The sequence below is a fragment of the Microbacterium sp. 13-71-7 genome, from assembly GCF_002257455.1.
GTDB lineage: Bacteria > Actinomycetota > Actinomycetes > Actinomycetales > Microbacteriaceae > Microbacterium.
Genome location: NZ_NCKN01000024.1, coordinates 15,678 through 27,530 on the forward strand (window position 1 = coordinate 15,678; position 11,853 = coordinate 27,530).

15 protein-coding genes are annotated in these 11,853 nt (G+C 65.8%); 2 read left to right on the forward strand and 13 right to left on the reverse strand.

All coding sequences use genetic code 11. From position 1 onward, the window contains the following. Nucleotides 1-11: 11 nt before the first annotated feature. The 3 genes from B7X32_RS21035 to B7X32_RS04065 all read right to left on the reverse strand — a co-directional run bounded on the left by B7X32_RS21035 (nucleotide 12) and on the right by B7X32_RS04065 (nucleotide 1,815). Nucleotides 12-521, reverse strand: a complete 510-nt coding sequence (locus B7X32_RS21035; RefSeq protein ID WP_366246944.1) for a DUF6668 family protein — start codon at nucleotides 519-521, stop codon at nucleotides 12-14. Beyond that, on the reverse strand, nucleotides 521-1,000 hold the full coding sequence (locus tag B7X32_RS04060; protein ID WP_292716421.1) for a hypothetical protein: 480 nt from the start codon (nucleotides 998-1,000) through the stop codon (nucleotides 521-523). The genes B7X32_RS21035 and B7X32_RS04060 overlap by 1 nt, the downstream gene beginning before the upstream one ends. 95 nt (nucleotides 1,001-1,095) lie before the next feature. Further along, on the reverse strand, nucleotides 1,096-1,815 hold the full coding sequence (locus B7X32_RS04065) for a zinc ribbon domain-containing protein (protein WP_292716424.1): 720 nt from the start codon (nucleotides 1,813-1,815) through the stop codon (nucleotides 1,096-1,098). 107 nt (nucleotides 1,816-1,922) lie between these two features. On the opposite strand from B7X32_RS04065, the gene B7X32_RS04070 reads away from it, so the two are divergent. Continuing rightward, complete coding sequence (locus B7X32_RS04070; RefSeq protein ID WP_292716426.1) at nucleotides 1,923-2,252, forward strand: helix-turn-helix domain-containing protein; 330 nt, start codon at nucleotides 1,923-1,925, stop codon at nucleotides 2,250-2,252. Nucleotides 2,253-2,264: 12 nt separating this feature from the next. Here the strand turns inward: B7X32_RS04070 and B7X32_RS04075 are convergent, their stop codons facing one another. From B7X32_RS04075 to B7X32_RS04085, 3 genes are read right to left on the reverse strand one after another with little or no spacing between them, the layout of a single operon-like run. After that, nucleotides 2,265-2,858 (reverse strand): prepilin peptidase, encoded by a 594-nt coding sequence (locus tag B7X32_RS04075; protein WP_292716428.1) that lies wholly within the window; start codon nucleotides 2,856-2,858, stop codon nucleotides 2,265-2,267. Beyond that, nucleotides 2,858-5,788 (reverse strand): hypothetical protein, encoded by a 2,931-nt coding sequence (locus B7X32_RS04080; protein WP_292716431.1) that lies wholly within the window; start codon nucleotides 5,786-5,788, stop codon nucleotides 2,858-2,860. The genes B7X32_RS04075 and B7X32_RS04080 overlap by 1 nt, the downstream gene beginning before the upstream one ends. 12 nt (nucleotides 5,789-5,800) lie before the next feature. Beyond that, nucleotides 5,801-6,217 (reverse strand): hypothetical protein, encoded by a 417-nt coding sequence (locus B7X32_RS04085; RefSeq protein ID WP_292716434.1) that lies wholly within the window; start codon nucleotides 6,215-6,217, stop codon nucleotides 5,801-5,803. Between the two features lie 64 nt (nucleotides 6,218-6,281). On the opposite strand from B7X32_RS04085, the gene B7X32_RS04090 reads away from it, so the two are divergent. Then, nucleotides 6,282-6,452 carry a hypothetical protein gene (locus B7X32_RS04090; protein ID WP_292716437.1) on the forward strand — a complete coding sequence of 57 codons (171 nt, stop codon included), beginning with the start codon at nucleotides 6,282-6,284 and terminating at the stop codon, nucleotides 6,450-6,452. 358 nt (nucleotides 6,453-6,810) lie between these two features. On the opposite strand, the gene B7X32_RS04095 is transcribed toward B7X32_RS04090, so the two are convergent. From B7X32_RS04095 to B7X32_RS04125, 7 genes are all read right to left on the reverse strand, one after another. Next, nucleotides 6,811-7,449, reverse strand: coding sequence for a hypothetical protein (locus tag B7X32_RS04095; RefSeq protein ID WP_292716440.1), 639 nt, complete (start codon nucleotides 7,447-7,449; stop codon nucleotides 6,811-6,813). Nucleotide 7,450: 1 nt separating this feature from the next. Further along, a complete protein-coding gene (locus B7X32_RS04100; RefSeq protein ID WP_292716443.1) occupies nucleotides 7,451-7,825 on the reverse strand; it encodes a hypothetical protein in 375 nt (124 codons plus the stop codon). 4 nt (nucleotides 7,826-7,829) lie between these two features. Then, complete coding sequence (locus tag B7X32_RS04105) at nucleotides 7,830-8,276, reverse strand: hypothetical protein (protein ID WP_292716446.1); 447 nt, start codon at nucleotides 8,274-8,276, stop codon at nucleotides 7,830-7,832. Then, entirely contained in the window at nucleotides 8,273-8,695 is a 423-nt protein-coding gene (locus B7X32_RS04110) for a hypothetical protein (RefSeq protein WP_292716449.1), read from the reverse strand. Before B7X32_RS04110 ends, B7X32_RS04105 begins: the two co-directional genes overlap by 4 nt. A 141-nt stretch (nucleotides 8,696-8,836) precedes the next feature. Beyond that, a complete protein-coding gene (locus tag B7X32_RS04115; RefSeq protein ID WP_292716451.1) occupies nucleotides 8,837-9,721 on the reverse strand; it encodes a hypothetical protein in 885 nt (294 codons plus the stop codon). After that, a complete protein-coding gene (locus tag B7X32_RS04120) occupies nucleotides 9,718-10,575 on the reverse strand; it encodes a type II secretion system F family protein (RefSeq protein ID WP_292716453.1) in 858 nt (285 codons plus the stop codon). The genes B7X32_RS04115 and B7X32_RS04120 overlap by 4 nt, the downstream gene beginning before the upstream one ends. Then, nucleotides 10,572-11,853: ATPase, T2SS/T4P/T4SS family (locus B7X32_RS04125; RefSeq protein WP_292716455.1), on the reverse strand; the 1,282-nt coding region annotated here is incomplete at its 5' end. The genes B7X32_RS04125 and B7X32_RS04120, both read right to left, overlap by 4 nt.

The following is an 11,853-nucleotide window of genomic DNA, read 5'->3' on the forward strand; positions in this document are numbered from 1 at the left end:
TTTCAGGAGTGTCAGGAGTGGTCGGCCGTCAGCTGAGCGGCGAGCGTCGGAAAGAACTTCGTGAAGGTCTCGGTGGCGGCACCGGGAGCCCAGCGCCAGGCCTCCATCCAGGGGATCCGCGACGACGGCGTTGGCCCCGCGATGACCAGGACTTCATCGGCGAGCGGCTTGGGGAGCTTCCCGGGCGCATCCGGTACGAGCAGCAGCCGGGCGACGTGGCCGCTGGATCGCCGCCGGGCCAGCTCACGCCGGGCTGCTTCCAGCCCGGCGTGATGAGTGCGGGCCACCAGCAGCCGCAACGCCCGATCATGGTTGGACGCATACGGGGACTCGTTCCCATCGCGGAAGCCAGTCGCGGCCGCAAGAGTGCTTGCTCCACAGCCCGAGTGGGCCGGGATCAGCACCGGGATCGGTGAAGCGCACTCACCGCAGAACGCCCGCTCCGCCGGGGAGAGGTTGTGCCCACACCGGTAGCAGACGAACCCTGCCTGCGGCATCACTGCGTCACGGGGAGAGAACATCACGCCACCTCCTCGAAACACACCAGGCGAGGAACAACCTGGATCGTGGTGCCATGACGGGTGGGCCGGCCTGCGATCACGAACCGTGAGGAGAGCTCGTCCAGCTCCTCAAGCAGGGACACGACAGGAAACTGAACGGGGAGTAAGCCGAACAGCCGGTGGATCCGGGCCGAGAACTTGCCTGACTCGTCCGCGGCCCACACGTATACGTCGGCATCCACCTCGGCGCCCACCGCGGCGAGCATCTCTGCGGCGACCCGCAGCGAGAACGCCGACGTGATCCTGTGCGCACACGTCACCTCGAGCGCTTCCGGATGCTCCTCGAGCGCGCCGAACCACTCCCGTGCGAGGCCCGCCGTGCGGAACAGGACGGGATCCGGACCGACATAGCCATCCGCGTGACCGGCGCTGAGCTCCCGCAGCCATGACGGGATCGGCGCGCTCGGCGTGAACACCTGGTGCCAGGGGGATCCGGTCATCGCAGCACGCACACCCCGGACCTGGTCCCACGCTGAAGCACCTGCAGCAACCGACGTGCCACGAAGCCTGGTGATCGAATTCATGAGGACTCCGTTCAGCTTGAGAGCGAGATAGAAACCGGGCCGACCGACGCGGCCACCGGCACGCTCGGGAGACTCCCCGCGGCCGCGGGGCGCAAAGCATTCGTGATGCCGAGGACCATCGCCAGGACGAGGAACACGACCGCGACCGCTGCGATCGCCGTCACGACGAGATAGCCGACCGGCTTGCCTGCGAATGGCAGCCGATTCCGCAGGGACGACCACCGCGGGCGGTCGACGACGACCTCGGGATGCGGTTCCTCAGGCGCAGGGGCGCCTATGACATCGGCAAGGAGACGCTGGACGCCGAGGGGAGCCGACGCACGAGACGGTCGTTCGGCAAGCGCCCCGGGTGCCAGAGGCAACCCGCATTCGCCGCATACACGCAAGCCAGCCGGCATCAAGGACGCGCAGTGCGGGCAAGTTGCCGTTACCGCGGCGCGATTCGTCGCCGTCCGCCCCTCCGCCACGCGTGCGCGTACCGGATCGAGCATCGACGTGAACCGGTCCGACGGCGAGGATGGCGTCCGCGCTTCCACCGGTGTCATCGCACCGCGTTCGTCGACATGGAACAGGCGAGGTCCGTCCTCCTTCGGGTCCGTGACCGCAACCAGGATCGGAACCCCGTGCTGATCAGCCTCGGCCGCAAACCTGCGCAGGGCGTTCGCACGATCCTCGGGAGCGCCGTCAACCAGGACCACTCCCGACTCCTCCACCACGATGTCGTGGGCCATCTCACACGCTCCTTCAGCTGCCGTGACTCGACCGGCGCCTTCACCTAGAAGGGGTGCTTGAAAGCCACCGGAACCGATCACTCGGCACGTCGCGGCACAATGGAGGAATGCCACGCGAGCGCAAGCCCCCCAAGGACATGCCCGACGTCGTGGTGCACGCGATCCGTGCGATCTCTCCACACGCACGCGCAGAGATCGTCAGGTTCCTACGGGCGCACCCCGGCTCGACGGCCGGGGAGATCATCGACGGGACTGAGATTGACCGCGATGCACTCAAGAAGACCTTGCCGGTGCTCGAGGAGACCGGCTTCCTTCGCGTCGACATCAACGGCGATCGTGCGCGTCGTACCGTCCGATACTCGATCGATGAGGCGAGCTTCGCTCAAGCCTTTGACCTGCTCGGAGGGTACCTCCGTAGCGATACCGGGACCCCGTGAGACGGCGGCGCCTCAGAAGCTCACGGCGAGCAGCAGCACGCCGATGCCGGCGACAGCCAGCGACGATCCGTGTGGGTGCCGTGGATCCGCTCGACGAGCCTTGCGCGCGATGATCCGCACCGCGCTGACAGTAAACGCCAGTGGGACGAGATAGACGGCGAGCAGCCCCGCCACGCTTCCGACCGCCAGGGTGAGCGCTGCGGCGAACTTCACATCGCCGAAGCCAACAGCCCCAGCAAACCCCAAGGTCGCGTAGATCGCCGCGGCAATCGCAGCCGCACTGATGGCGCCCAGCTCTGGGCCGATGCTGACCTGAGCAAGAGCGGCGCCAAGAATCTGCGCACAACCGAACGCTGCAAGAGCGCCAACCCATCGATTCGGCAGCGCGAACGTGCGCTCATCGACCCACGACAGCCAAACGGACAGCACTGTCACGATGGTGGCCACGGCCCATTGATACCGGTGGGCCCCGATCATCGGCTCGAGCACGACGAGCAGGACGCCGATCGTTGCCGCCCCGATCGAAGGAATCCACGGCCGCCCCCAAGAAACCCGGGGGGAGGGTGTGCTCTCAAGGGCGACCATGGAAGGGTGCATGCCGCTCATCAACCAAGCAGTTTGGAACGGGCCTCGTCGATGAGCCGTTGAGTCTCTTCGTCCGCGTCGACGTCGACCCCGATGACCTCGAACATGGCATCGACGATCTCGTTGAATCCGTCGACGTCGCCCGCGGTCATCGCCGTCTCGATCTCCAACCGCCACCCGGCCTCGTTGAGCGGATCCGCGGACTGCGCGATGCGAGCTCCCAGGCGCGCGTTGCTGAACTTGCCCGTCTGCAGCGCGCGATGCGTGAGCTCATCGGCAGCATCGAGGATCGCGGCACGCATGATCTCCTCATGCACGGGCCGCCATGTCCACCACCCCTTGCGGCGGGAGACACCGTCGAACGGCTGCCCGCGCACCAAGCGGATCGCGCTGATCAGATCATCGTTCGGAGTCAGGCTGAGGTCTGGGCCAATGAGCCGGCAGAAGTCCAACCAGTCCATGCCGGCCTGCGGCATCGAGAATCCGCCGGAGCTGCGCCCCTCAGGAAGCAGCGGGGTCCCATCCAGGGCATTGCCTAGAGCGGCCCGAACCTGAGCGGCCAGTTGGCGGGCGTTGTTGTTGTCGGCCGAGAACGTGTCCGGCCACAGCTTCTTCTGCAGCAGAGCCCCTGACACCATTGCCGAGCCCTGCAGCAGCAGGAAGGTCAGGAACTCAACACCGCGGCCCGGAAGTTTCCCGTCGACGTTGAGGACATCGACCGGGCCGAGAACTCGCACATACGGAACCGGCCAATCGGGCACGGGGTCCGCCTTGGTCGCGCACCCACCCGGGATGTCACGTTCCCCAGCGGGAACAGCCACATCGCCAGAATCCACGATTTCAACCGAGACCACCATCCGTTCCGACGGCGCCGCGGCCGTCTCGAACTCGTCCGCCGGTTCCGTGTCGAGGGCAGCATCACCATCGTCTGCAACCTGCCCCGCTGCGATCGCGTGCTCGAGCGGGAGATCTGCGAGCTGCGCCGGCTGCTGCGTGGTGGCGAACAGCTCAAGCAGCAGCGCCAGTTCGTCGCCGGCGAGGATCTGCGGCCGGAACGGGAGCGGCGGCACAACACCTCCGGAGCGGTATTCTGCCGACCTCTCCGAAGAGACTTGAATCGTCGCCCCAGCGACAAGCTCGCCACCCTGAGCGATCGTCGCAATGCCGAGACGCGGCATCCGCGCGACCAACTCCGCAAGTTCCTCACGAATCGAACCGAGCGGCATCTCGGCCATGATGACGACATGCGGCGCCCAGCTCTCCAGCTCGGTCGCGCGCGATCGCGCTTCCAGGACGCTACCGACCCCATACGAGTCGAGAGCCTCCCGGCGATCCTCAAGATCCGCGCGGAGGTTGCGAACCAGCGCCGGGACGTCCTGAACTTCACGGATCCTGTACCGGTCGAGGTCGGGCGGCAGCTGTCCCTCCATGCCGACCAGCGTGACCCGGATATTGTCGGACCAAGGGTTCCTCGCGAACTCACCAGCGAGCGCGTTGAGCATCCCTCGAACGATCTTCTCGTCGCCCGTCACATTCAGCGACCCGATCTGCTCCAGGTCCAGCAGGAGAAGCCCTCCCTGAGCGTCTGCGCCTATCGTCGCGAGAGCAGGGTACGGGGAGACAGTCGCCCGCTCCGGAGCTCGCACGGTGCCCGTACGAACCGTCCATACCGTCTCATCGTCGAACACGGACTCGAAAGGTGCGGGGAGCGTCGAAGAAGTTGCCAGGTAGAACGAGATCTCGTCCGTCGAGACCCGGACCGCGAGAAGCTCCGGCAAAGGGCTGCCGCTGTCCTCCGCCCACGCCTGCAGTGTGCGAAGTGCAGCATCGATTTCCTCGACACCGATCGGGTCTTCCACCATCCGCATCGACAGCTCGAGGTTCTCCGCCTCCCGCTGCGGGAGGGCAATGCGTTCCCCCTTGCCACGCCGCCGACGCTGCTGCACCCGAAGCGCACCCACCGCGCCGAGCAGACCCGCGGCGAGGATGCCACCGATCCCACCCGCGGTCATCAGCGGGACCTCAACGGACGATTCCGCAACGGGCGCGGGGGCCAGATCCTTCGGCTCTGCCACGGGCAGGGGATTCTGCCGAGGTGAACTCGTCGGCTCGGCATCGCTAGGAGCCGTTACCTTCACGGAGCCGCCGCCAGCGCCACCAGGCCCCGAGTCAACGGCACCCACATGGGGCGTGGCAGGTGCGTCGACACCCTCGGAAGGGGTCGGGGCCTGCGGCGCGGACGGCGGCGTTGCGGTAGCCGGGGCAGGGGCGACCGGGGTTGCGGCGTCTGCCACGGGCACGTTCACCACCCAGCCAGGCTGGATCAGATCCGGATCCGTGAGCACCTGACCATCCGGCTGCACACCCTGCGTGGCCTCGACGATCTCCGGGTAGTTATTGCCGTCCCCGGTGACACGCTCAGAGATCCCGAAAAGGGTGTCACCCTCCTGCACAGGAACCTGCTCGACATGCATCGACGGAGGAGTCTGCGGCTGCGAAGGCGCCTGTTGGGCCGGCCTCTGCACCACCGTCGGCGCCGCGACCGAACCCACCGACACCGACTGCACCGCGGCCGCGTTCGCCGGCATGGCACCGCTCAGACCACTGAACCCCGCAAACGTGAGCGCGACGGCGCCGATGAGGCCCGCAGCGACCTTCTGCTGAGCGCGGAATGCCCCGACACTCTTCCGCGTCGTGGCGCCCCTGAACGACGCGAACAGCTCAACCAGGAACGGTCCGGTAAATGCGGCCCAAAGCGCCCAAACGATGAGCGGAAGCACCTTCGTGAAGAGAATCTGGTTCCCGTAGTCGGGAACGAACGTGACGATCGCGTGCCACTGATCGGCAGTGGGAAACGGGTTCCCCGCGAAGTAGATCAGCACCAGGGGCATCCCGACGACGAGCGCGGCGATCGCGAGGAGTGCGCCGAGCCCCTTGAACAGCTTGTTCATGAGCAGCCTCTCTTAGTGGTTGGTGTCGCCAGCAGGAGTAACGACGTTCACCGACTGAAGCTCGCCAACCCGGAGGGTCGTCGACGTCGACGTCGTGGGCATCTGGATGTTGCCGGTCTGGCCTCCGCCGCTCCACTCGACGACCCAGTTCGTGGTGGCGCTGACCGTGAACGTGCCGCCCTTCGAGGTGTGCTGGTAGCGGAGCCCGCAGGTCGGCGAATCGACGGCGGCCGTGTTGGCGTAGGCCACGGCGTTGAACGGAGTACCCGCGCCACAGGTGACGTTCTGTCCATCACCCGAGTTCCAGGTGAGCGACTGCACCTTGGCCGTCGCAGTGACAGTGACGCCTCCGAGGGTCGCGGTCTTAGGCTCCGGGCCCCACGAGCTTGGCGTCGGGTTGTTGACCCATAGCCAGACGGGGATCCCCACCCACGTGCGCCGATATGCTGCGGTCCCAGCCGGATCGTCGGTGTGAACCTTCTCCTCGGGCGCCATGCCGATCTCAATCGCGGTCAGCACGAACGTCTTCGCGAGCCTCCCGGCGACCTGTGCGGGCGTGTACCGCTGGATGCCCGGAGGCGGTGCGTCAAGCCACTGCGAGATCCCGAAGCAGGCTCCCACCGGCACCGAGGCGCAGAAGCTCGGCAAGGGGTCGCAGCTGTAGAACGCCCCCACCGACGCGTCGCGTCCGGGCGCAGACCGCTGCGGGTCGTCGAGCGTCCAGTAACACTGCCGGGTGTTGTCCCACCAGCCCTTCCCGTTGCTACACGGAATCTCGGCCGGCGCCGGCTTCGCGAACTTGTCGACGCACTGGGTTGGCCCTGGAGTGAAATCGGCTGGTCCCGCCCCGGGGCTGGGATTGGTTCCTGGAGTACCGGGGGTGCCAGTCTCAACGTCGCAGATCTGGTTGCCCGCATCATCGGTATGGCAGGTGTTCGCTGCAGCTGGCCCAGCTGCGCCGAGTACCACGAGGCCGATGGCCATCAAGACCGTAGCGACGACGCTCAGACCACGGTTTGAATTCAGCATTGCGGAATCTCCCCGTCCGAGGCCGTCAGAGATTTGTCTTCCTGGACCATCCAGGCGTGCGCGTCAGGCACAAAGACGAGAACCGCTCCCACAGGAAAGCTTCCCTTGGGGACGTCGGTATTGGCGAATGTCACGTTCGTGTTGTCCCTGCAACCGAACAGGTGAACAGCGCCGTTCTCGATCTTCTGGCCGTTGGCGCCGTTGGTCGACGAAGATGCGTAGGACATCGCCCCGTTGAGTGTCCACCCGAATGCTCCGTCCTTGATCGGCGAAGTTGGGCTCTTCTCCGCCGTGTCGGTCAGAACGGTCCAAGCGGGGCTGCCCTGCAGGACGTACCCGCTGAGGTACTGAGCTCCGAGTGAGATGTCCTTCTTGAAAGGGATCTGGGCCTCGAGGTAGGCGACATAGGTCTTGTTCGCCGCGGCAACAGCTGCGTCTCGGTCCTTGGGCGCGTCTGCCTGGGGCGGCTTCGGGCGATCGGTAGCCGATGCAGTCAGCGTGCTCGCAGCAGTTGAGGACGGGGTGCTGCTTCCTGTGGGCTTGGGCATGCCCGGGTCGCACGCGGTCAGCCCGAGCACCGCGAACACGGCAAGCGTGGCGACGGTGATGGTGGTGGCGGTACGGCGGGTCATGTCAGTTTCCGATCAGTCGGGCGGATCCGGTGGCGTGGACAGGGATGGGCGGGAGCGGGATGGGCCCGAGGATATGAGGGAGGTAGGTCATTTCGACGGTGACGGTGACTGTGTCCCCTGCGACGGTGGCCGTGCCGTGGACCCCGGCGGAGGCGAGATAGTTCTGCGCCGCCGTCGCGGCCATGGGTCCGGAGATGTTGAAGGCATCACCATTCACACTGGCTCCGGTCGCCGCATTAGTTCCAGCGCGAGCGGCCGATTGCGCGGTCGCCTGTGCCTCCTGGAACATCTGGACCTTCCTGAAGGAGTCGACGACGAAGCCCATGAAGATGAAGCAGATAACGAAGAGGCCCAGGAACCACGTGAGGAACTTCATCGGTTCACCTCTCCCTGTAGGGGTCGACCGGACTGGTGGCTGTCTTCTTGACGGTGAAGAACCCGGGCAGATTCATGCCAGGGAAGACGAGGTCGCCGTACGACACGGTGCACGTGACCTCTGCGGAGACCGTGCCTGCCTGTCCAAGCCCGGTGCTCAGGCCGTTGCCGTAGACCCCGACGTCGAGTGACGTGCAGGTCACGTTGCTACCCATCGCGATCCGCGCGGCGGAGATAGCGTGAGGGACGGCATCCCCGTCGCGGGACAGCGATGCATCGCGGGCCGCCGCGGCGGCCGCGGCTTGGACAGTCTTCTCAACGACCCCTGCTCGGCCGAACACCAGGATGGCGCTCAACAGTGCGATGCTGATGATCGTGAGGATCGTCCACGCCGGGAGGTCCTCGATATCTCCTCTTTCGTCACGGAGGAGTCGCCTGAGTCGGGTGATCATTGTGCGGGCACCCACCTCTCGACCGGTCCCGTCAGCGTGGACGTGACCGGCGGCAGTTCGACGCCAGGCATGACCGTCGCGACACGGCCCGTGACCGTGACGGTGACCGTGTCCGCGGTGCGGGTGATTGTGATCTTCGCATCGCGCAGGGACCCCCGGAGCTCGTCGAGGAGCTGCTGCGCCGCTGCCACACCCGCGTCATCGTTCGACTCGTACGCGCGGGCGACTGTGTAGCCGGACTGCGTTGCGGCCTCGGCTACGTTCTTGCCGTTGAGCCACAGCGTCGCCTGAAACCCGATGAGCAGCAAGAACAGGATGCCAATGATCATGACGGGCGTACCCGCCCACCCCTGGTCGTCCACGAGGCGCTGCAGTAGCCGCCTTGTGCGTTCATGCTGCTGACGGGTTCCCATGATCAACCGGGGAGGTGACCCGAGATGAACGCCTGGCCCCATGGGCTGAGGATGGCGACGATTGCGAGGGCGAGAACAGCTCCGCTTACGGAGAGGATTGCCTTCCAGGGGAGATCTTCCAACATGATGTATTCCTTTCGATTGGTCTTACAGGCTGAAGAAGCTGAACACTGCGGGGAGCATCACGAGGCTGATGATCGGGATCAGCGTCATGAACACGGGTGTGTGGGTGCGACGGGTGGCCTTGGCCGCGGCCGCCTTGTCAGCGGCATCGACGAGCTTCCGTAGCTTCTCGTCAGCGGCGATCAGCTGGTCACGTAGGCCGACGCGTGCTTCGGAGAGTCGCATCATGCGACCGAGTTCGCTGAGAGATTCGATCTGCACCTGCTCGCCGAGTCTTTCGATGGCATCCCACTTGCTCGTGCGGGTGATTTCGGCCTGAGCGTATTCGCGGCGGATCCGCTGGAATACCCAGGTGTCCGACACGGTCGCGGCGTTGCTCAGGGCGCTGTCGGCCGTGGAGTTGCCGAGTAGGGCAACGGCGACCAGCTTGAGGTAGACGCTCACGAATCGGGTGAACTCGCGGCGGGCGTCGGTCGCTTTCGCGCGAACCTGGCTGTCGGTGGCCATCCACATGATGAAGCCGGCGAACGGGCTGGCGAGCAGCGGAAGAGTCACGGGCCGGCGTACGAGCAGCTGTAGGAACAGGGAGAGGACGACCGGCGCGAAGAGACCGAATAGGGCGAGCTGGATCTTGCGTGCGTAGAAGCGCGACACGGGGATCTCGAGCAGCTCGAGGTCGCGGGCGGGCGGGCCGAGGAACTTCACCTGTGGGATGTGCTGGGCGAGCCAGCTGCCCGCACGGTCCCACCGGGACAGTGGCGCCGTCTTCGTGGGCGCGATGACAGCGGCCTGTCCCAGACGTGCGAGCGCGTCGCCGGCGCGCACGGTACGTGGCGCGTACATCAGGACCAGCAGCGCGAGTCCGATACCGACAAGAAGGCCAGGAAGAGCCAGCAGGAACGGGTTCACGAGAGCTCCCCATGCTGCAGGATGCGAGGAAGGACGATGGGGCGCGCCAGGACTTTCGCCCAGATCATCAGCAGCAAGAACACCCCGAGAACGACCATGAGCGCGACGGCGCCCACCGGAGTACGGAAGAACTGCATCTGCGGGCTCGAGGCGGACAAGAGGATCCAGGCGAGAGCCAGCCCCATGATGGCGGTCATGGTATTCATGGTCTGCCGGGGCTTGGCGAGCTCCGCCTCAGTTTCGAGCTTCTGCTTTGCCTGCGAGCTGAGGTTGTCCGCCACGCTCGTGAGCGCGACAGAGAGTCCGCCAGCATTGAACTCTGCCGCCTGGATCAGGTAGATCACGACCTCATCGGAGTAGATGCTGTCCAGATCATCCGCGAAGGCGTGGAGCGCGTCGGCGGTTGACCATGTGGTGCTCAGTCGCGCGACAAGCCGGTTCACGGGCTTCTGCAACATCGGCGGGGCGCTGCCCTGGGTGATCGTGATGATCTCACGCAGGGTGAACACCCCGGTCTCCGAGGTGCTCGCGAGTGATCTCGCCCACGTCTCGAGGGCGAGCACCAGGTCCCGCTCATGAGTGGACGGCTTGCCGAGCAGTGCGGGGAGACCGACCATCGCAGCGGGTCCGAGAAGAGCCATCACCGGGAAGCCGGTGATCGCGGCCGCCAGAACGCCGAGGACAAGCCCGATCATGAAGTTGGTGCGGGTCGTCTTGCTCAACCGTTTCCAGCGTGTCGTGAGGCCGGGCTTCTTCGGCTTTGGAGGCTTTGGTGGCGCCGGCCGGAAGTAGGTGATGAGCAGCACGATCCCGAGGGCGGCGATTCCGCCGGCGAGTGCCGCGAGGAGGTTCATCCCAGCACCTCCTTGTTCCAGTCGTAGCCGACACGACGTAGCGGCTTGGCGAGGCGCGTTGAGGGCTTATCCGGGTTGGTCCAGTCGTCCAGGTCAGGGTCGTACTCGAAGAGCAGGGCTGCCATCGGTTCCCGCGCGTCATTCGGGACGACTTCGGCAACCTCAGTGACGACCCGACGACGGGTGCCGTCGGGGTTCTCGATGAAGTCGATGTAAAGGATGAGGTCAATGCAGCGGCTGATCTGACGCAGCGGGACGACGTCGCTGGAGAGCCCGAGCTCTCCCATGAGCACGTCCGCGAAACGATGGATCGCATCGTCGGCGCTGCGGGCGTGAATGGTCGACATCGACGCCCGTCCGGCCTCCATCGCCTGGAGGGCGATCGGACCCTCAATGCTCTTGATCTCGGCGAACAAGATGACCTGAGCAGAGGCACGCAGGGCCATGTCGAGGCACTTGGCCAGCGTAAATCCCGCGATGCTGTCGGCGCCAGCGGACTGGGGTGGCACGTACTGCAGATCCTGCACCTGCCAGTGCCGGTGCTCAACCTTGCCCAGATACAGCTCGTGCTCGGTCTCGATCGTTGCCACCTTCTCCTCCGCGGGGAGGGTTGAGGCGAGCGCGCGGAGCATGGTGGTCTTCCCCGCGCTGGGGTATCCGGCGACGAAGATGCAGCGATGCGCGCGAGACGCGGCAGCGAGGAACTCCGCCATCTTCGCTGAGATGGTCCGCTTCCTGACCATGTCATCGAGGGTGACGTCAACCAGATTGTGCATGCGCAAGGTGAGGTTGGTGGCGGAGGTGATGCCGACGCCTGTTGCCGAGAGTCGGGCGCCTCCGATGTCGAGGTCGATGTGCCCAGAGGGCTTGGCGAACGTGCGTCCGCGGTAGGAGGCGATCTCCGCGATCATGTCCTCCAGGTCTTTGTCACTATCCGCGATCGGGGCACGCTTCTGCTTCGCACCATCGGTCTTGGTGACGACGACGTTGTTGAACCCGACGGCGGAGACGTCTTCGATATCGGGCTCGCGCAGGTACTGGCTGATCCGACCGTATCGGTGCGCCTGGTCGAAGATCGCCTGGGCGTAGTGCGCCCGCTTGGACTCGCTCCAGTCGTGATCAGCGCCCTTGGCCGCGGTGTCGCTGGTGCTGCGTCGCTCGATGATGCGCTCGATCTGAGCCCAGGTTCTCTCCTCTGCCTGGGTCTCGGGGGCCGCCGAGGCGACCGCAACATCGAAGGAGCTGCGGGGTCGACCGGTGGTGTCGTCGGTGATCTCC